The sequence below is a fragment of the Stappia sp. genome (genome assembly GCF_048268045.1).
GTDB lineage: Bacteria > Pseudomonadota > Alphaproteobacteria > Rhizobiales > Stappiaceae > Stappia.
Genome location: NZ_JBLWWG010000003.1, coordinates 395729 through 414450, shown reverse-complemented (window position 1 = coordinate 414450; position 18722 = coordinate 395729). Strand labels below are relative to the sequence as shown.

General features: G+C 67.4%; 15 protein-coding genes. 9 read left to right on the top strand and 6 right to left on the bottom strand.

Annotation, left to right across the window (positions count from 1 at the left end):
* Window positions 1-172: 172 nt before the first annotated feature.
* Window positions 173-2029, bottom strand: a complete 1857-nt coding sequence (gene mdoH / locus ACN0WF_RS06975; RefSeq protein ID WP_417772080.1) for a glucans biosynthesis glucosyltransferase MdoH — start codon at window positions 2027-2029, stop codon at window positions 173-175.
* Between the two features lie 93 nt (window positions 2030-2122).
* On the opposite strand from mdoH, the gene ACN0WF_RS06970 reads away from it, so the two are divergent.
* Genes ACN0WF_RS06970 through ACN0WF_RS06955 form a run of 4 tightly spaced genes read left to right on the top strand, consistent with a single transcriptional unit; the run spans window position 2123 to window position 5504 of the window.
* Window positions 2123-3154, top strand: coding sequence for a zinc-dependent alcohol dehydrogenase (locus ACN0WF_RS06970; protein WP_417772079.1), 1032 nt, complete (start codon window positions 2123-2125; stop codon window positions 3152-3154).
* Window positions 3155-3202: 48 nt separating this feature from the next.
* Window positions 3203-3601 (top strand): 6-pyruvoyl trahydropterin synthase family protein, encoded by a 399-nt coding sequence (locus tag ACN0WF_RS06965; RefSeq protein WP_417772078.1) that lies wholly within the window; start codon window positions 3203-3205, stop codon window positions 3599-3601.
* Window positions 3601-4698 (top strand): glycosyltransferase family 4 protein, encoded by a 1098-nt coding sequence (locus ACN0WF_RS06960; protein WP_417772077.1) that lies wholly within the window; start codon window positions 3601-3603, stop codon window positions 4696-4698. Before ACN0WF_RS06965 ends, ACN0WF_RS06960 begins: the two co-directional genes overlap by 1 nt.
* Complete coding sequence (locus ACN0WF_RS06955; RefSeq protein ID WP_417772076.1) at window positions 4695-5504, top strand: class I SAM-dependent methyltransferase; 810 nt, start codon at window positions 4695-4697, stop codon at window positions 5502-5504. The genes ACN0WF_RS06960 and ACN0WF_RS06955 overlap by 4 nt, the downstream gene beginning before the upstream one ends.
* A 44-nt stretch (window positions 5505-5548) precedes the next feature.
* On the opposite strand, the gene pcaF is transcribed toward ACN0WF_RS06955, so the two are convergent.
* Entirely contained in the window at window positions 5549-6754 is a 1206-nt protein-coding gene (gene pcaF / locus ACN0WF_RS06950) for a 3-oxoadipyl-CoA thiolase (RefSeq protein ID WP_417772075.1), read from the bottom strand.
* 334 nt (window positions 6755-7088) lie between these two features.
* Here pcaF and ACN0WF_RS06945 point away from each other — a divergent pair, with 334 nt between their 5' ends.
* The 5 genes from ACN0WF_RS06945 to ACN0WF_RS06925 are packed head-to-tail and all read left to right on the top strand — an operon-like array spanning window position 7089 to window position 12957.
* The gene (locus ACN0WF_RS06945) at window positions 7089-7346 is read left to right on the top strand and encodes an acyl carrier protein (protein WP_417772074.1); all 258 of its coding nucleotides are present in this window, start codon (window positions 7089-7091) and stop codon (window positions 7344-7346) included.
* Window positions 7346-8527: an acyl-CoA dehydrogenase family protein gene (locus ACN0WF_RS06940; RefSeq protein WP_417772073.1), complete on the top strand. Its 1182-nt coding sequence runs from the start codon at window positions 7346-7348 to the stop codon at window positions 8525-8527. The genes ACN0WF_RS06945 and ACN0WF_RS06940 overlap by 1 nt, the downstream gene beginning before the upstream one ends.
* Window positions 8528-8540: 13 nt before the next feature.
* A complete protein-coding gene (locus tag ACN0WF_RS06935) occupies window positions 8541-9452 on the top strand; it encodes an amino acid--[acyl-carrier-protein] ligase (protein WP_417772072.1) in 912 nt (303 codons plus the stop codon).
* Entirely contained in the window at window positions 9443-10462 is a 1020-nt protein-coding gene (locus tag ACN0WF_RS06930; RefSeq protein ID WP_417772159.1) for a DUF1839 family protein, read from the top strand. The genes ACN0WF_RS06935 and ACN0WF_RS06930 overlap by 10 nt, the downstream gene beginning before the upstream one ends.
* 23 nt (window positions 10463-10485) lie before the next feature.
* Entirely contained in the window at window positions 10486-12957 is a 2472-nt protein-coding gene (locus ACN0WF_RS06925) for a glycosyl hydrolase 2 galactose-binding domain-containing protein (RefSeq protein WP_417772071.1), read from the top strand.
* Here ACN0WF_RS06925 and ACN0WF_RS06920 read toward each other — a convergent pair.
* From ACN0WF_RS06920 to ACN0WF_RS06905, 4 genes are read right to left on the bottom strand one after another with little or no spacing between them, the layout of a single operon-like run.
* Window positions 12942-14762: a serine aminopeptidase domain-containing protein gene (locus ACN0WF_RS06920; RefSeq protein WP_417772070.1), complete on the bottom strand. Its 1821-nt coding sequence runs from the start codon at window positions 14760-14762 to the stop codon at window positions 12942-12944. The genes ACN0WF_RS06925 and ACN0WF_RS06920 overlap by 16 nt on opposite strands.
* Window positions 14759-15808 (bottom strand): glycoside hydrolase family 5 protein, encoded by a 1050-nt coding sequence (locus ACN0WF_RS06915; protein WP_417772069.1) that lies wholly within the window; start codon window positions 15806-15808, stop codon window positions 14759-14761. Before ACN0WF_RS06915 ends, ACN0WF_RS06920 begins: the two co-directional genes overlap by 4 nt.
* Window positions 15795-17198, bottom strand: coding sequence for a lipopolysaccharide biosynthesis protein (locus ACN0WF_RS06910; protein ID WP_417772068.1), 1404 nt, complete (start codon window positions 17196-17198; stop codon window positions 15795-15797). The genes ACN0WF_RS06915 and ACN0WF_RS06910 overlap by 14 nt, the downstream gene beginning before the upstream one ends.
* Complete coding sequence (locus ACN0WF_RS06905) at window positions 17195-18424, bottom strand: glycosyltransferase family 4 protein (protein WP_417772067.1); 1230 nt, start codon at window positions 18422-18424, stop codon at window positions 17195-17197. Before ACN0WF_RS06905 ends, ACN0WF_RS06910 begins: the two co-directional genes overlap by 4 nt.
* Between the last annotated feature and the right edge of the window lie 298 nt (window positions 18425-18722).

The window sequence follows — 18722 nt, the reverse complement described above, 5'->3', positions numbered from 1 at the left end:
GTTTGGCACCGGATCGGACGGGCGCGGCCGACCTCGTCGGCGCTTTCGTCCCGCTCACAATGTCCGGGCACCGGCCTCCGCACAAATCACAGGCGGTTGAGCGGTGCATCGCCGCGCATCACGCCCGCGCGAGCCCGGCCCGACCTGCCGCCACCGCCGCCTGGCGGCGGGGTCAGGCCTCCGCCTTGCCGATCTCCCCCTTGAAGAAGGACACACCCATGGAGGCGTGGGCGGGGAGTTGCAGCGGCAGCAGGCATTCAGCCGGCGCCGTCTCCTCCGGCAGCCGCCACAGGCCACTGGCCAGCGCCAGGGCGCCGGCGCGCGGACCCGAGGTGCCAATGGCGAGAGGAACGGCCAGCGCCGGTCCCAGGATCACCGGCAGCATCGGCCACACCAGATCCGGCGACAGGGAAAAGGCCCAGGCGAACCCGGCCAGGCCGAAGAGGGTCTGCGGCCAGAGCTTCGCCGCGCAAAGACCCGCCGGCAGTGCGCGGCTGTCGCGGATCTGCGCGCCCCAGCCGATGGCCTTGCCAAACGGCAGGCCGGCGACAAAGAGCGTGACGGCAACGGCAATGATCGGCGCCATCAGCATCGCGAACACGATCTCCGACAGCGCGCCGGCGACGATGCGCGGCGCACCGCCGAAGGCCTTCCGCAGGCGAGCGTCGGCGAGAATGTCGAAAACCGTGGCGATCTTCGGGGCGAAGATCATGGTCAGGATGGTGATGAAGAGCGTCAGGCCGGTCGCCGCGTCGAAGGCGATCATCTGCGCGCCGCCGAAGGTCACGAGCCCGGCACCGATGAGCATGAAGGCCAGCCACGCCGGGGCGGAGACGAACATCAGGATCGCCAGCACGAGCTGTATGCGGCTGACGAGCGGCAATCCGCGCAGCCCGAGCAGCTTGAGGTACTGGAGATTGCCCTGACACCAGCGCAGTTCGCGGCGGATGAACTCCAGCATGTTGGGCGGGTTCTCTTCGAAGCTCTGCGTTTCTGCCGGAACCACACGGACCTCGTAGCCGGCGCGGCGCATCAGCACCGCCTCGACCTGGTCGTGGCTCAGCACCCAGCCGGACAGCGGCCCCTTTCCGGGAAGCACCGGCAGATGGCAATGAGCCTCGAAGGGCGCGATACGGATCAACGCGTTGTGGCCCCAGTAGGGACCGCAATCGCCCTGCCACCAGGCGCTTCCCAACGTGTAGGAACGCATGCCGAGGCGCATGCCGAACTGGAAGACGCGCGCAAAAGCGCTCGACGCGGGCATGCCGACGACAAGCGTCTGCAGAATGCCGAGGCGCGGATTTGCGTCCATCCTGGCGACCAGATCGAGGATCGCGGCCGCTCCCATGAAGCTGTCCGCGTCGAGCACCAGTGCGTAATCGTGGTTCGCGCCCCAGCGCTCGAGGAAATCGCGGATGTTGCCGGCCTTGAAGCCGGGATTGTCCGCCCGGCGCCGGTAGGTCACGCGCATCTCGCCCTCCCAGCGGCGGGCGAGGTCGGCGAAGACCTCCTCCTCGCGGCAGGCGATCACGGCGTCATTGGTGTCGCTCAGGACGTAGAGCGCGAAGCCCTGCCCGCGACCGGCGCGGACGAGATCGGCGACCATCGCCTCGAGACGGGTGCACACGGCCTCGACATCCTCGTTGCGCACGCAAGAGAGGATCGCCGTCGAGGCGGTGCTGGCGACGCCGGCATCGCCCCGTGCAAGCGGGCAGACCGCCGCCACCGGATCGCGGCTCAAACGCATGAGCGCCAGACCGATGGTGGCGTTCCAGAAACCGATCACCGTCCACGGCAAGGTGAGCAGGAAGCAGCCGATCATCAGCCATTCGCCGGCCGAAATGCCATTTCCGGAGAAGCTGAGGGCAAGCAGCGCCGTGAGCGCGGCCGCGCTCGAGACGACGAGAGCGCCAAAGGCCAGACGCCGCAGCCGCAGCCGGCCGGCGTCGAGCGGCCGATGGTCGGCCGCCGATCCCGGGTCTTGCGAACAGTTCAGATCCTCAAACCGCGAGGCCCCTTCCACAGACATGTGTTCTTGCCCTTTTTCCGCGAACCCGTTTGTCCCTACGACTGGCGAAGCGTTCCGGATGCGCTATACCTCACGATGGACTAAGGAGGATTTGTGACGCAGCGCAGCATGGACGCGAATATTCCCGATCGCGCAACCGCATTGTGGGCCGTCGCTCCGCATGTGCTGGAACTGCGCCAACAGGCGCTTGGCCAGTTGGCGGAGGGATCCTTGCGCGTCGTGACGCTGTTTTCCGGCGTCAGCGCCGGCACCGAAAGGCTGGTGCTGGCCGGCAAGGTGCCAGAAAGCGAATGGCAACGCATGCGCGCGCCGTTTCAGGACGGCGACTTCCCCTTTCCGGTCAAATACGGCTATGCCGCCGTCGGCAGGGTGATCGAGGGCGATCCTTCCCGCATCGGCCAGACCGTCTTTGCGCTTCATCCCCACCAGTCCCTCTTTGATCTTCCAGCCGATGCGCTGGTCCCCGTGCCCGAGGACATTCCGGCGACGCGCGCCATCCTTGTCGCCAACATGGAGACCGCGCTCAACGGGATATGGGACGCGAACGCCTCACCTGGCGATCACATTGCCGTGGTCGGCGGCGGTGTCGTCGGTCTTCTCGTCGCCCGGCTCTGCGCCCGGATACCGGCGACACGGGTGAGCGTGATCGACATCGATCCCGCGCGCGCGCCTCTCGCCCGGGCTTTTGGCGCACACTTCTGCCTGCCCGGCGATGCGCCCGGCGAGCAGGATCTCGTCATCCATGCCAGCGGCCACCCGGACGGGCTCGCGACCGCGCTGGCGCTGGCGGGAATGGAGGCGACGGTGCTGGAGATGAGCTGGTATGGCGACCGGCCGGTCGCCGCGCCGCTCGGCGGGGCGTTCCACAGCAGGCGGCTTGTCCTCAAGTCGAGCCAGGTGGGACAGGTTCCCCCGCAACGCCGTGTGCGCTGGAGCTACCGCCGGCGCATGGAGGCGGCCCTGTCACTTTTGCGTGACCCGGTGCTCGACATGATGCTTTGCGAACCGATTTCACTTCAGGATGCGCCGGCGCGCCTGCCGGACCTCCTGTCGGGGGCCTCCGGCATGCTCGCCCAGCCGATCGTCCATCCCTACGCGGAGGACGGCAGCGGCGCACCGGCCTGAGCCACCCCCAGCCCGACACGACACGCTTTTCCCGATGGAGACGACCGCATGCACGCCGTAGAAGTCCGCGACCACATCATGATCGCCCATTCCTTCAAGGGCGAGGTGTTCGGCCCGGCCCAGAAGATGCACGGGGCGACCTTCGTCGTCGACGCCGCCGTTATGGCGCGCGATCTCGACGACAACGGCATCGTCATCGACATCGGCCGCGCCCATGAGGTGCTCAAGGAAGTGCTCGCGCCGCTCAACTTCAGCAACCTCGACGAGGTTCCCGAATTCGCCGGCAAGAACACCACGACCGAATTTCTGACCCGGCACATCTTCGAGGCGCTCGCAACGGCCGCCCGTGCCGACCGGCTCGGCCGACCGGCTGGCGAATTGCACGCCATCCGCGTCACGCTGCACGAATCCCACGTTGCGCGCGCCTGGTACGAAGGCGAGATCTGATGTCGGGCGGGCGTTCCGCCGACCTTGTGTTCCTTCACCCCGGCACACTCGACACACCCACCGGCGGCTATGTCTACGACCGGGCGCTTGTCGATGCGCTCCGGCACGCCGGAATCAGCGTCGAGACCGTCTCCCTCGGGTCCGGCTATCCGGCTCCCGCACCCGACGCGCTGAACCGGGCGCGAAGCGCGTTCGAGAGCCTCGCCGACGGGCAGGCCGTGCTCGTCGACGGGCTTGCCTATGGCGTGCTCGACGAGATAGCGGCCCCCCATGCCGAGCGGCTTTGCATCGTCGCTCTGGTCCATCACCCGCTCGCCCTGGAGAGCGGCCTTGCCCGGGACAACGCGGCAAGGCTGCATGCGCAGGAAACGGCAGCCCTCGCCCTTGCCCGGCGCGTGATCGTCACCAGCCCGGCCACGGCTCGGATCGTTTCCGGCGACTTCGGCGTGGCGGAGGAGACCATCCTGGTCGTCGAGCCGGGTGCCCGGCCGGGTGCAGGACCGGTCGCGCTTCCCCCGAAGGCCGAGAGGGCGGCATCTTCCGTCCCGCGTCTCGTTGCCGTCGGATCGCTGGTTCCGCGCAAGGACTATCCGACCCTGCTCGCCGCGCTCGCGGGTCTGGAGGGGCCCTTCCGGCTCGATGTCGCCGGCAGCGACGGCTTCGACCCGTGTCACGCCGCCATGCTGCGCGCACGCGTCACCGACAGCGGTCTCGCCGGACGGGTATTCCTGCACGGCGCGCTGCCACGCCCGCAGATCGACCGGCTCTACGCCCAGGCGGACCTCTTCGTGCTCACCACGCTCTACGAGGGCTACGGCATCGCTTTCGTCGAGGCGATGGCAGCGGGCCTTCCGATTGTCGCGACGGGCGAAGGCGCGGTGCGCGACACTGTGCCCGCAGAGGCCGGCATTGTGCTTGGCAATGGCGACATCGACGGGGTTGCAGAGGCGATCCGCGACCTCCTCGCCGATCCCGAGCGGCGCATTGCCATGGGACATGCGGCGCGCCGGCACGCGGCCGGACTGCCCGGCTGGGATGAACAGGCGCACAAGGTGGCGGCGCTCCTTGAAGGCCTGACACGGGAGACATCCGCATGAGTGGTTTTTCGACGGACTGGCTCGCCGCGCGCGAACCGGTGGACCTCAGGGCGCGCAACACCACCGTGCGCGACGCTTTCCTGGCATTTCTCACCGAAAACTCCAGGGCTTCCCCGCTCCGCCTTCTCGATCTCGGGGCCGGTACCGGGGCGACGGCGCGTGCGCTCGCGCCGCATTGCCCGCAAGACACCATCTGGCGCTTCGCCGAACATGATCCCGCGCTGATCGCGGAAGCCGAGCGACGCGCAACGGCGGACGGCCTCGTCATCGAGACCGTGTCGGCGGACCTTTCCGCCGGTCTTCCAGCATCTCTTCTCGAGGGCGTCGACGGAGTGACGACGTCCGCCTTTCTCGATCTCGTCTCCGGCGGGTGGACAGCCGCACTGGCGGCGACACTTCGCGCAAGCCGCCTGCCGTTCCTGGCCATGCTGACCTTCGACGGCCGACAATCGCTCTCCCCCGCCGACCCGCTCGACGGCCGGATCGAGGCCGCGATGCGCACCCATCAGGGGCGCGACAAGGGGTTCGGTCCGGCGCTCGGCCCGGATGCCCACGCCCATGCTGTCGAGACCTTCGCCCAGGCCGGTTTCCTGGTCACGCAGGGTCCTTCCGACTGGGAGGCGCTGCCTGGCGAGGCCGCGTTTCAGAAAATGCTGGTCGATGGCTGGGCCGGTGCCGCGCGTGAGACAGGCGCCCCGGATGCCGACATCTCGCGCTGGCAGGCCTTGCGACACGACCAGATCGCCGCCGGCAGGCTGGTGACACGGGTCGGCCACCGCGACCTCGCAGCCCTGCCCCGCGTATGAAAAAGGCGGCGCGATCGCTCGCGCCGCCCAAAGACCTCAGGCGCTCACGCCTTCTCGATGGCGCAGGCAATGCCCTGGCCGACGCCGATGCACATGGTGGCCAAGGCCCGCGCCGCGCCGCGGTCGTTCATCTCAAGCGCGGCGGTGCCGAGAATGCGCGCACCCGACATGCCGAGCGGATGGCCAAGCGCGATGGCACCGCCGTTCGGATTGACATGCTCGGCATCGTCGGCAACGCCGAGCTCGCGCAGGACGGCAAGTCCCTGCGCCGCAAAGGCCTCGTTGAGCTCGATCACATCGAAATCGGTGATGCCGAGGCCGAGACGGGCCATCAGCTTGCGCGTCGCCGGCACCGGGCCGATGCCCATGATGCGCGGCGGGACGCCGGCGGCCGCGCCGCCGGTAACCCGGGCAATCGGCGTCAGGCCGTAGGCCTTCACCGCCTCTTCCGAGGCAATAAGCAGGGCGGCCGCGCCGTCGTTGACGCCGGAGGCGTTGCCAGCGGTGACGGAGCCGCCCTTGCGAAACGGCGTCGGCAGCTTGGCAAGCTTCTCCGCCGTGGTGCCCGCACGGGGATGCTCATCGGTGTCCACCACCACCGGATCGCCCTTGCGCTGGGGGATGGTCACGGGAACGATCTCACGGGCAAGACGGCCGTTCTCCTGGGCAGCGACGGCGCGCGCCTGCGAGCGGGCGGCGAAAACATCCTGATCCTCGCGCGAGACCGCGAAGTCCTCGGCGACGTTCTCGCCCGTCTCCGGCATGGAATCGATGCCGTACTGCGCCTTCATCACCGGATTGACGAACCGCCAGCCGATGGTCGTGTCATGGATCTCGGCATGACGTGAGAAGGCGGTTTCGGCCTTGGGCATGACAAAAGGCGCGCGCGACATGCTCTCGACGCCGCCGGCGATCATCAGGTCGGCCTCGCCGGCGCGGATCGAGCGGGCGGCAAGAATGACCGCATCCATGCCCGAGCCGCACAGGCGGTTGACGGTGGTACCGGGCACATCGACCGGCAGCCCCGCGAGCAGCGCAGCCATGCGCGCCACATTGCGGTTGTCCTCGCCCGCCTGATTGGCGCAGCCGTAGATCACGTCATCGACGCGGGCCCAGTCGACCTTTGCGTTGCGCTCGATCAGCGCGCGAATCGGCACCGCGCCGAGATCGTCGGCGCGCACGCTCGACAGCGCGCCGCCGAACCGGCCGATCGGCGTGCGGATGTAGTCGACGATATAGGCATGACGCATATGCTTCCCTCCCACCGGGCACTTCGAATGTCCGGCACCGTTTTCGTTGGCAGCGGTACCGGCGTCAATCTCTCAGGCATCCATATAATAATTGAACGACCGGACGGTCAATTAAAACGCATGCCGAAGGCTCCCGACTGAAGGGGCGGCGCACCGGCATGCCTCACTGACAATCAAGTAAAGACTGTGTTAACCACAAGACCAGCGCCTTGTGAAATTCGCGGCAATTTTAGAGATCGTCAACGCGGGTCTGGCAGAAATCAGGCGTTTACAGCGCCGGCATAGAAATTCCGGCCATGATCGCAGCAACCATGGATTTTGAGGAGGGCGGGACATGTCGACCGCGACGACCATTCGATCAATCATCGAAAAGCACGGCAAGCTGCCGGTTGACGCAACCTCACTTGCCGAGGATGCCGATCTCTATGCGGCGGGGCTGTCCTCCTTCGCCTCCGTCCAGCTCATGCTGGCGATCGAGGAAGCCTTCGACATCGAGTTCCCCGAGAACCGGCTGAACCGCAAGACCTTCTCCAGCATCGCCATGATCACCACGACGGTCGACGAACTGACCGGCGAGCAAAGGGCGGCGTGATGAACATCCACGCATCCGCTTCGGCAACCGACCTTGGCGCGCGGATGCGCCGGGTGGCCGCAATCGCCGCCGTCCATGCCGACGATGTGGATGCGGCCGGACGTTTCCCCTCCGAGGCCGTTTCAGCACTGCGCGCCGAGCGCCTTCTCGGCTCCCACATTCCCACCGGGCTCGGGGGTGACGGTGCCAGCGTTGGCGACATTGCCGAACTCTGCGCCATTCTCGGCCAGGCCTGCGCTTCCTCGGCAATGATTTTCGCCATGCACCAGATCAAGGTGTCGAGCCTCATCACCCATGGCGAGGAAGCTTCCTGGCATCGTTCCTTCATGGAGCGGATCGCCGGCGAGCAGCTTCTGCTCGCCTCGGCGACGACCGAAGGCGGCATCGGCGGCAACCTGCGCAACTCGATCTGCGCGGTCGAAGTTTCCGCAGGCACCTGCCTGCTCGAGAAGAACGCCACGGTGATCTCCTACGCCGAGATGGCCGACGCCATCCTCGTCACCTCGCGCGCCCATGTGGACGCCGCCGCCAGCGACCAGGTGATGACGGTCTTCCTCAAGGACCAGTACACTCTGGAGAAGACCCACGACTGGGACACGCTCGGCATGCGCGGTACCCGGTCCGATGGCTTTGTCTTCCGCGGCGAGGCTCCGGCGGAACAGATACTGCCAAAGCCCTTCGCCGAGATCGCCGCACAGTCGATGCTCGCCTATTCGCACATCCTGTGGAGCGCCGTCTGGTACGGCATATCCGCCGACGCCTTCGCCCGCGCCCAGGCCTTTGTTCGCGCCGCAGCGCGCCGCGCGCCCGATATGGCGCCCCCCGGCGCGCTGCGTCTGGCAGAAGCCTCAAGCCTGCTGCAAGGCGTGAAGGCCAGCGTCGTCGCCGCGCTCGATAGATACGAGGCCGCGCGAACCGATGAGGACAAACTCTCCTCGATGAGCTTCGCCGTCGCCATGAACAACCTGAAGATCGCCAGTTCGCAAACGATCCTCACCATCATCAATCATTGCATGCTGATCTGCGGAATCCTCGGCTACAAGAACGGCACCCCGTTCAGCCTCGGCCGGCACCTGCGCGATGCCCATTCCGCCCAGCTCATGATCTCGAACGACCGCATTCTCGGCAATACGTCGACCATGCTGCTCGTCCACAAACAGGATACCAGCCTTCTGGGCTGAGGAGGGGGACACGATGGACATGCAGACCAGCCTGCTCGACCGGCTTTTCGACGCGGGGCTCCTCATCGACACGGGCGTCGACGGCCTCTACGGCCGCAGCGGTGCCTTCGAGAGCGTCATTTCCGGTTTCGAACGCCTGATCGACGCCCATGCGCCGGCCGAGGCCAAGCCGGAGGCGATCCGCTTTCCGCCGGGCATGAACCGCGCCCACTTCGAAGGCTCGGGCTACATGAAGAGCTTTCCGCAGCTTGCCGGCACGGTGCACAGCTTTTGCGGCTGCGAACTCGACCACATGAACCTGCTGCAGTGCATCGGCGAAGGCGGCGACTGGACCGAGGGGCAGAAGGCCACCGATGTCGTGTTGACGCCGGCCGCCTGCTATCCGCTGTATCCGGTGATTGCCCGGCGCGGACCGCTGCCCGCCGGCGGTGGTCTCTTCGACCTGCAGTCCTACTGCTTCCGCCACGAACCCTCCAAGGACCCAGCCCGCATGCAGCTCTTCCGCATGCGCGAGTTCGTGCGCATGGGCACGCCCGATGAGGTGATGGAGTTCCGCGCCGACTGGATGGAACGCGGGCAGAAGCTGATCGCCGCCGTCGGCCTGGAGCCGGAGCTGGACACCGCCAACGACCCGTTCTTCGGACGGGCCGGCAAGATGATGGGCAACAGCCAGCGCGAGCAGAAGCTGAAGTTCGAGCTGCTGATCCCAGTGACCTCTGCGGCCAACAAGACCGCCTGCCTCAGCTTCAACTATCATCAGGATCATTTCGGCGAAACCTGGGGTCTTGAGACCGCGGACGGCGAGACCGCCCATACCGGCTGCGTCGGCTTCGGGCTCGAGCGGATCGCGCTGGCGCTGTTCGCCCGTCACGGGCTGGACACCGCCGACTGGCCGGCTCCGGTCAAGACCGCGCTCTGGGGTTGAAGGCAATGTTCGACCGCCTCGCGCGCCTGTCGCCGGACGGGTACCAGCCGCACGCCCTGCATTCGGCCGACCGCATCTGGCCGGAGACAAACTGCTATGTCGATCTGTGGATCGAGGTGCTGAACGGTCTCGGCCTCGATCCGCTCGCCATGCTCGGTTTCACGCTGACGCAGGACTTCGAGGGCGACCAGTTCACCTTCTTCAAGGTGCCGCTGGAAGACCTTGAGCGGCTCTATGGCATCCGCGCCACGGAACTTGCCGTCTACGAACCAGTCGAAAACCACGTCGCGGTGCAGATCGCGCGCGGCCGGCTGTGCCTCGTTGAGGTCGACAGCTTCTTCCTGCCCGATACGCAAGGGGTGAGCTACCGCATCGAGCATGGCAAGACGACGGTCGCGATCACCGCGCTCGACCTTGCCGCCAAACGCCTGCGCTACTTCCACAACGGCGGCTTCTTCGCCTTGTCCGGAGAGGATTTCGACGGCGTGTTCCAGCGCGGCATCCATGCGCAGCCCCTGCCCCTGCTGCCCTACACCGAGTTCGCCAAGTTCCCGGCCTCCGCGCCGGAGGGCGATCCGAGGATCGTGGCGCGCAAGTTGCTCGCCGACCATTTCGCCCGCCGTGCGAGCGAAAACCCGTTCCTTGCCTACAAGACGGTGTTCGAGGCCCAGATCGCGGCACTGGCCGAACGTCCCTTCGAGGACTTCCACAAATACGCCTTCAACACGCTGCGCCAGGCAGGGGCGAATTTCGAGCTCGCCGCCAGTCACCTGGCCTGGCTCGCGGACGACAGTGCATCGGGCAGCGAACTGGCCGACGAGGCGGAAGCCGCGCGCAGGATCGCGGAGACCTGCAAGACCATCCAGTTCCAGCTTGCCCGCGCCCTTGCCCGCAAGCGTTACGCCGGCCTTGCCGCCGCCCTCGATCCCGCGGCGGAATCATGGGATGCGCTGATGAGCGGCCTGGCCGGAAAGCTTGACGCCGGGCCGGCGCACGGCCGCGCGGCCTGACGCGCGCCATGCCGGATCCCTCAGTGACCAGCGCCACGACGGACCTTCTCGCCGACGCGCAATGGCAGCTCGCGGTGCTGCCCGCAGGCCAGTGGTGCGAACCTGCCGACATCACTGATGCGGCCGACTGGCTGCCGGCCTGCGTGCCGGGCACGGCGGCCGAGGCGCTGGAGCGCGCCGGCCGGTTTGACCGCACCGCGCCCATGCCGCTTCACGACAAGGATGTCTGGTACCGCTGTCAGGTGGCGCCTGCCCGCGCCGGACGGCACCGGCTTGTCGCCGAGGGACTGGCAACGATCTGCGAGGCGTGGCTCGACGGCGCGCCGATCCTCATTTCCGACAGCATGTACGCCCCTTGCGAAGTTCTGGTCGATCTGGACGGACCCGCCGAACTCATTTTCTGCTTTCGCGCGCTCGCGCCCCACCTGAAGAAAAAAGGCCCCCGCGCCCGCTGGAAGACGAAACTGGTTTGCGAGCCGGGCCTGCGGCTGGTGCGTACCACCTTCCTCGGTCACATGCCCGGCTGGTCCCCCGAGATCCACGCTGTCGGCCCCTGGCGGCCTGTCGCGCTCGTGCGCGAGGACGAAACGCTGTTGCACGGCCTTCGTATCCTCGCCGATCTCGCCGCCGACGGCACGGGCCGTCTTTCGGTGTGCTTCACTCCGGGCCGCGGCTATCGGGGCGATGCATCCGCGCGCGTCTCCTGTGCAGGGGGCAGCGCCGATCTGGTCGAGGACGAGACCGGTACCCTGCACGCCCATCTGGAGCTTGCCGGCGTCGCCCCCTGGTGGCCGCACACCCACGGAACGCCGACGCTCCACGACGTGATGCTCGACGTCGGCGACGACCGCCACCGGCTGGGCCGCACCGGCTTCCGCCGGATCGAGGTCGAGCGCGATGCCGACGGCGCCGGCTTCGGCCTTCGCATCAACGGCGTTTCGGTCTTCGCGCGTGGCGCCGTCTGGACCTCGGCCGACATCGCGGGGCTGTCGGGCACCCGCGAGGCCTATCTGCCCTGGCTGCGGCTTGCACGCGAGGGCAACATGAACATGCTGCGGATCGGCGGGACGATGGCGCCGGAGGCGCGCCCCTTCTTCGAGGTCTGCGACGAACTCGGCATCCTCGTCTGGCAGGACCTGCCCTTCGCCAATCTCGACTACCCGGCAACCGATCCGGTCTTCGCCGAGACCGTGCGGGCCGAGACGGAAGCCCTGCTTTCGGCAAGCTCCTTCGCCCCATCGCTCGCCGTCATCTGCGGCGGCAGCGAGATGCACCAGCAGGGTGCCATGATGGGTCTGCCGGAAAGCCGCTGGAAAGGACCTCTCACCGAGGAGATCCTGCCGGATGTCGCCGCCCGCGTCCGCCCGGACGTCCCCTACGTGGCGAACTCGCCCTCCGGCGGCACGCTTCCGTTCTCGCCCAATGCCGGCATCGCCCATTACTATGGCGTCGGTGCCTACCGCAGGCCGCTGGAGGACGCGCGCCGCGCAAACGTGCGCTTCGCCGGCGAGTGCCTGGCGTTTTCCAACGTGCCGGAGCCAGCCAGCCTGGCCGGCGCGGAAACCGCGCCGTGTCACCATCCGGACTGGAAGCGTGGCGTGCCGCGCGACCGCGACGTCGGCTGGGACTTCGAGGATGTGCGCGACCACTATGTGCGCGATCTCTACGGGGTCGATCCGCTCGATCTGCGCTACGGCGATCCGGCGTCCTATCTCGATCACGGCCGGGCCGCCGTCGCCGAGGTGATGGAAGCCACCTTCGCTGAGTGGCGGCGGCCCGGTTCCTCCTGCCGGGGAGCGCTGGTGTGGACCTTCCAGGACCTGATGCCGGGCGCTGGCTGGGGCGTGGTTTCCTGCGACGGGCAACCGAAATCCGCCTTCCACGCACTCGCTCGCGCCTTCGCCCCGCTGCGCCTGAGCGTGACCGACGAGGGCACCAACGGGCTCGCGATCCACGTCGCCAACGACCTGCCCGCCCCGCGCCGGCTGAAACTGCGGCTGGCCTGCCTCAGGCACGGCGCGCTTGCCATCGCCAGCGGCGAGACCGAGATCGGCATCGATGCGCATGGCGCGGCAAGCCTCGCGGCAACCGACCTGATCGGTGCCTTCTTCGATGTCACCCATGCGTTCCGTTTCGGACCGCCGGCGCATGACTGCGTACATGTCTGGATGGAGGATGCGGAAACGGGGGAGCTTCTGGACGAGGCCTTCCACTTCCCGCTTGGTCGGGCGAAACCGGCCGGCACTGCCCGGATCGAGGCCCGTGTCGAGGCAGAAGACGGCGGCGGCTACAGGCTTTGCCTGAGCACCGACCGCCTTGCCCGCAGCGTGGCGATCCTGGACGAGGCGTTCCTGCCGGAAGACAACTGGTTCCACCTCGCGCCGGGCCGGGAGCGCGTCTTGCGGCTTTCGCCCCGCGACGGCGGGACCGACGCACGCCCTGGCGGAACCGTCCGCGCCCTCAACGCCGATCCGGTTTCCTACTCCGCCGCCTGAATTCGGCTTGCGGACTGCACCCGGCGCGCTGCGGCGGCCGCACGGGCCAGCACCGGCGCGCGGTCGGCGATATGGGTCAGATTGTGGTCCGCGCCGGGGAGCGTCATCACCGAGACATTGGGATAGGCGGCAAGCCGCGCATGGCTGCGGCCGAAGAAGATGTCGAGCTGGTCCAGGCCGGGGTCACCCTCGCTGAAGACGAGCTCCACCTTGACGTCTCGCGCGGCAAGGCTGGCCAGCCCCTGGTGAACCCGAGCGAAGAGGCGCGAGAACGGCAACAGGCCGAAGAGCCAGGGAGCAAGCCGACGCTCGCTTTCGCGAAACGCCCGCCGCGACAGGTCGAGGACGATGGCGCCCAGCGCCACCTTGCCGGCGACAAGCCGGCGCAGCTTCTCCGTGTCGAACAGCTTGCGTCCATAGGCGCTGGCGGAAACGTTGCCAAGCCTCAGCACCTCGCCGACGTCATCGCGCGGATCCCACAGGAAGCGCTGCAGGTTGACGGCGATGACATGGCCGACCCGAGGGTCGGCGACCGCCCCGTTGAGTGCCAGATAGGCGCCGCCGCAGGAGCCAACCACCACCGCCGCGTCGCCGCCCCACCAGAGCTGGCAAAGATCAAGCGCGGCTGAAAGCTCCGCCACCTGCCCGCCGTGGTAGTGAACCACCTCCGGCCCAGCCGCACGGGCGCGGCTGTCGCCGACATCGGCGAGATCGAAGCGCAGCGAGGGAATGCCGGCCAGCGCCAGCACGCGCGCGGCAAAGGTGCCGCCGCGCGCCCAGCCGGCACGCGGGTTTCCGCCGGCGCCGAGGAGGATCACCGGACGCACATCGCACCGCGCCATGCCGGTGACACGGGTCGGCTCGCACCACACCCCGACCAGCGCCTCGTCGGGGCCGAACACGCAAAACCGCTCGCGAAACCCGTTCCCCGCCTGAACCGCGCCAACGACGCCGGTCATGGCGCGATGGGCGGTTTCGGGCATCTCGTTCCGGCGCACCGGGATGTTTCGCGCCAGAAACCGCGTGATCGCAGTGCAATCGCCTTCAGGCGGCACGGAGAGCGTGGGATCGGACACGGCGTCCGCATAGCCGGCAAATGTCCCCCCGCTGCATCCCGGCCGCGCTCCGATCGCCCGTGCGAAATCCTCCTCCGCCGACGCATCCGGGCGTGCCAGCACCTGCACCGCGAGCCCTTGGGGCACAGTTTCCGGCGTCAACGCCATACCGCGCAGCTCGTCGGCCAGGCCCGCCGACATCGGCAGGCCGGCAACGACGAGCGCCTCCCCCTCGCCCACTTCGGGCGGGCTGCCGGTCATCTCGCCGATCATCGCCGCGCGCAGCTGAAGCTCGCGCAGGAATGCCCGGCCCCGCAGCACCGGCGCAAGAAGAACGAGGCCGGCGGCCGTCTCCGGCGCGGCGCGCGCCCATTCGGCGGCAAGAGGCGCGCCGAGGCCGAGGCCGATCACCGCGACGCGGACGACGCCCGTCTCCGCCTGCAAGGTGTCGCATGCGGACGACAGCGCCTCGCGGAACGGGTCAAGTCCGACCACGTCGGCCGCGGTCGACAATGCGTCGCCCGACCCCGGCTGGTCATAGCGCAGCACTGGATACCCGAGACCGGCAAGACGGTCGGCGAGAATACGCAGGGCACGACGCAGGGAGAGTGCGTCGAACCCCCAGGGTTCAACGATGACGATGCCAACCTCGGCATGACCTTCCCGCGCCGGAAGATGCAGCAACCCGGCCGTCCCGGCGAAAGTCACGGGACGCAGCGGCGGCAGCGGAATATCGGATATGTCTGTCATCGGCGTTCCAGAGCCTTGCAGGTCCTCTCCTCCGCGCTCAGGCGCGGGATCTGCCGCTCGATGGCGACAAGCTGCGGGCGGTCGCCGGTGTCATTCGGCTGGATGGAGAGCGGATAGTCGCCCCACCAGTCGCCGGCCGCCCAGATCGTCCAGCCGGCCCAGATGTCCGGACGCGAGTTGAGAAAGCCCGTGACCTGCGCCAGCCCGCTGTAGCAGTCGGGGCGCGCGTGACCGCCGAACTCCCCGAGGAAGGCGCGGTTGCCGGTCTCCTCCATCCAGTCGGTGACCTTGCGCAGCGCCGCCATTGCCTCGCCGACCCGGTTGCAGGCGGTCTTGGTGCCCGAATAGTCATCGTCGAGATACTGATGAATGTCGAAGCCGTAGTGGTCGATCGGATCGACCACGCCGCGCATCACCTCGGCGTTCGAGCCGCCCGGCTGGTCGGCGTACCAGTGGACGGCAGCCGTCCAGATCGTACCCGGCACGAGCAGGAAATTGTCGGCGCCGGTCTCGCGGATGGCGGCGATTGCCGCATTGGCGGAGGGCAGCCAGTCATTTGCGTCGATGTAGGCCGGCTCGTTCATGATCAGATAGATGACATCCTCGCGCCCGGCGTAGAGCTTGCCGAGCTTGCGCCAGAAATCGGCGAAAGCCTCGACCGGCACGGCCTTCGAACCGATGAGGTCGCCGTAATACTTGGCGAAATTGCTGGGATCGAGCACGACGGTCATGCCAAGACCGGTCGCCGTCGCCACCGTGTCCTGCAGGCGCTTCAACTCCGCCTGGTCGAAGGCGGCGAACTGCTTCTTCTGCAGCCGCTCCCAGCGGAACGGCAGGCGCACAACGTTCATGCCCTTGGAGCGCAGATATGTGAGCGTCTTCGTCGAAGGATAGGTGTAGTTCTTGCCGAAGACACCGGGCAGAACGTCGCTGAACTCGGCACCGGCCGCATTGGCCCCGCGCAGACACTCCGCAGCGCCCGCCGGCATTGCCGTCGTCAGGGCGAGCACCATGCCGGCCACCGTCAGCAGCTCACGAATGCCCATTGTCCCCGGCTCCCACCGTACGCACCTGTCGCTCCCCCTCATGCGGCTCGTCCCGCCGAACGCGCGCCGCGCGCCAGCGCAGCGTCAGGAAAGTCGTCGCCGCATTGTCGACCTTCCAGTGGCGGATCACCCAGCGCCGCGAGATCAGATGCAGCGCCAGAAGCTGCGCCAGCGCGGCGATGGCGACGCCCTCCGGGCCGTAGTGCTCGCCGAGCACATAGAGCAGTCCGAGATAGACCAAAAAGACGACGCTGCGGATCTTGAGCAGATACCCTTCGCCGCCGCCGATCATCATCAGCCAGGTGCCGGGGCCGAAGAATGCATGACAGATCGCACCGACGGACAGCAGCACAAGCACCGGGAAATGTTCGACGAAGGCCGGGTCGAAGAGATGCAGCACGAAGGGACCGACGAAGAACAGGAAAACGCCGCCGGCAAGCGCCAGAACGAAACTGCCCGCCGACAGCATCGCCACCAGACGCTGGGCTCCGTCGTGGTCGCGCTCCTGAAACCGCGCCGAGATCAGCGGCACGCCGACCGTGTCGATGGCCAAGACAGGCAGGATAAGCAGCGAGGCGATGCGGTTGGCGACGAAATAGAAGGCGGCTATGTCGAGGCCGATGGACAGGCCGATCAGGATCGTCTCGAGATAGAGCGCGGCCGCCTGGAAGAAGCCGTTCGCCGAGAAGTTCAGCGTCTCCTTACGCCATTCCCGTGTCGGCACTTCCCGTCGGGCGGTATTCTGGCGCAGGAAGGAAAGCCCCTCCTGGGCCACGAAGCAGGCGACCTGATAGCCGACCACCAGCGCCAGCAGGCCGGCGACGACGCCGGCGGCCTCGGCGCCGCCCTCCAGCAATCCGGCCCATGCGAGGAAGACCAGCGCGACGCTGCACAAAAGCCGCCACAGGTTCTCGCGCGGCACCAGCGCCAGCACGATGCGCGCGTGAACCAAAAAATAGCTCTGCAGATATTCGCTCAGCGTGAAGATCGCGCCAAAGACAAGCGCGATCGGCAGCGCGTTGTAGGGCGAGGCCAGGTGCCCGGCAAAAGCCCATATGCCAAGTGCCGCGAGCAACTGGCCACCGCAGCCGATCGCGAGCCAGACGGCGTTGTAATAGAGGATCGACTGGTTGGTCTGGCCTTTTGCGTGCGTCGACAGCCGAAAGTGCTTCACCAGCAGCACCTGCTGGCCGAACACCGCGATCAGCCCGAGCGACGACCCGACCGAAAACAGGAAGATATAGAGACCGTATTCCTCGGTATCGAGCGCATGACTGGCGGCAAAGAGCAGCGCGAAGCTGAGCACCGTGCTGCTGCCCCGGCTGACCAGCGACCAGAACAGCTTTTGGAATCCCTTGCCGGCGATGACCGTGCGGATGCGGGCGATCATGAAGCGGCCCTCTCGCCTTCACTGCGCGCCTGCTGCGCCGCGCGGTCGACGGCAAGCTCCAGAAGCGCGGTGTAGTCGGCGGCGATCTTCGGCCACAGATAGGCACCGGCCGCGGCGAGGGCATTGGCCGAGAGGCGTTCGTAGAGGTCAGCATCATCCGCGACCTCGGCGATCCGCCGCGCGAGCGCGTCCGCATCTCCAGGCGGGAAGAGGAAGCCGGAGCTCCCATCGCTCACGGTCTCGGCAATGCCGCCGAGATCGGACCCGATCACCGGCACGCCATGGGCAAAAGCCTCGATGGCGACGCGGCCGAAAGCCTCGCGACCGACGGAGGGAAAGACAAGGAGATCGACCTCGGGGAAGAATTCGGCCGGATCCGCCCAGCCCAGGAAACGGGTGCGCTCCGACGGAAAGTCCTTGCGCATCGTGTGTTCATCCTCCGGCTTTCCGGTGCCGGCGATGACGAACTCGACCGCCCGCTTGCAATCGAGATCGCGCGCTGCCCGGCCGAGAACGTCGAGCCCCTTGAAAGGCCGGTGAACGCCGATGAAGCCAACCCGGAACGGGCGTCCCTCGGGCATGCGCCGCGAGGTTGCAGCCACGTCGCCATCGATCACGCCCGGGATGCAACGGGTCTCGGCGCGCGAGAAATAGCCCGCATCGAGATGGCGCGCGACAATGCTCGGCGTCTCTCCGCACACCGCATCGACACAGCGCGAAAAGAAACGCTTGCCGAGCGAGGAGATCTCGCATTCCCGGCAGCGCGGCTCGCAATTGCGGCCGTTCTTCTGCATGACGCTGCGCCAGCACAGGAGGAAGGCGTTGCGCAGCGTATGGGCGACAGGTATGCCCTCGCTGTGGGCCGCCGCCCAGGAGGCCACATTGATGTTCTCGATGCTGTCGGTCAGCAGGACATCCGGACGGAACTCGGCGATCTCTCGACGCATGGCGGAAAAAGCGCGCGGATTTCCGTTTTCCAGAACGTGCCACACCGCCTTCTTCCACAGCGGACGACCGGGTTTCCAGTAGTTCCAGTCGATGTTGGTGCTGGCGATCCGGTGGACGCGTACGCCCTCGTAGGTCTCGCGCAAGTCCTCGTCGCCGACCGTCAGGACGAGCACCTCATGGCCTTCGCTCATCAGCATCCGTGCGACGAGCAGCGCCGAAACGGGCGCTCCGCCTTCGAAGTGCGGGGGAAAGGCCCCACAGGCCATGAGTACGCGCATTGCGGTGACTTTCAGTCCTTTGTCGCCTTCGCGTCGAGCGGCGTTCCGCGTCGCGAAGACTGGGTCTGCAGGTGGTTTCCGGCCTGTTGGCGCAGGAAGGGTAGCGCGCGAGGGGTTAACCCCCCGTATTGGAAAACGGCAAGCCCCGTCACCGGCGCGAATAGCACTTAACATCAAATTGACGCTTCGCAATCCGCAAGTGACGTCGGGTCGCAGGAAAGGCACTGTTTGCCAAGATCGCGGCCAAAGAGCGACGTGCAACGGGATGTTCATTCCCGCCGCATAGTGTCCGTCGCTA

What these genes read in the sequence shown, in the direction of transcription:
- mdoH (WP_417772080.1), bottom strand. Translation starts at nt 2,029, where the DNA reads ATGTCTGTGGAAGGGGCCTCGCGGTTTGAGGATCTGAACTGTTCGCAA.
- ACN0WF_RS06965 (WP_417772078.1), top strand. Translation starts at nt 3,203, where the DNA reads ATGCACGCCGTAGAAGTCCGCGACCACATCATGATCGCCCATTCCTTC.
- ACN0WF_RS06960 (WP_417772077.1), top strand. Translation starts at nt 3,601, where the DNA reads ATGTCGGGCGGGCGTTCCGCCGACCTTGTGTTCCTTCACCCCGGCACA.
- ACN0WF_RS06955 (WP_417772076.1), top strand. Translation starts at nt 4,695, where the DNA reads ATGAGTGGTTTTTCGACGGACTGGCTCGCCGCGCGCGAACCGGTGGAC.
- pcaF (WP_417772075.1), bottom strand. Translation starts at nt 6,754, where the DNA reads ATGCGTCATGCCTATATCGTCGACTACATCCGCACGCCGATCGGCCGG.
- ACN0WF_RS06945 (WP_417772074.1), top strand. Translation starts at nt 7,089, where the DNA reads ATGTCGACCGCGACGACCATTCGATCAATCATCGAAAAGCACGGCAAG.
- ACN0WF_RS06940 (WP_417772073.1), top strand. Translation starts at nt 7,346, where the DNA reads ATGAACATCCACGCATCCGCTTCGGCAACCGACCTTGGCGCGCGGATG.
- ACN0WF_RS06935 (WP_417772072.1), top strand. Translation starts at nt 8,541, where the DNA reads ATGGACATGCAGACCAGCCTGCTCGACCGGCTTTTCGACGCGGGGCTC.
- ACN0WF_RS06920 (WP_417772070.1), bottom strand. Translation starts at nt 14,762, where the DNA reads ATGACAGACATATCCGATATTCCGCTGCCGCCGCTGCGTCCCGTGACT.
- ACN0WF_RS06915 (WP_417772069.1), bottom strand. Translation starts at nt 15,808, where the DNA reads ATGGGCATTCGTGAGCTGCTGACGGTGGCCGGCATGGTGCTCGCCCTG.
- ACN0WF_RS06910 (WP_417772068.1), bottom strand. Translation starts at nt 17,198, where the DNA reads ATGATCGCCCGCATCCGCACGGTCATCGCCGGCAAGGGATTCCAAAAG.
- ACN0WF_RS06905 (WP_417772067.1), bottom strand. Translation starts at nt 18,424, where the DNA reads ATGCGCGTACTCATGGCCTGTGGGGCCTTTCCCCCGCACTTCGAAGGC.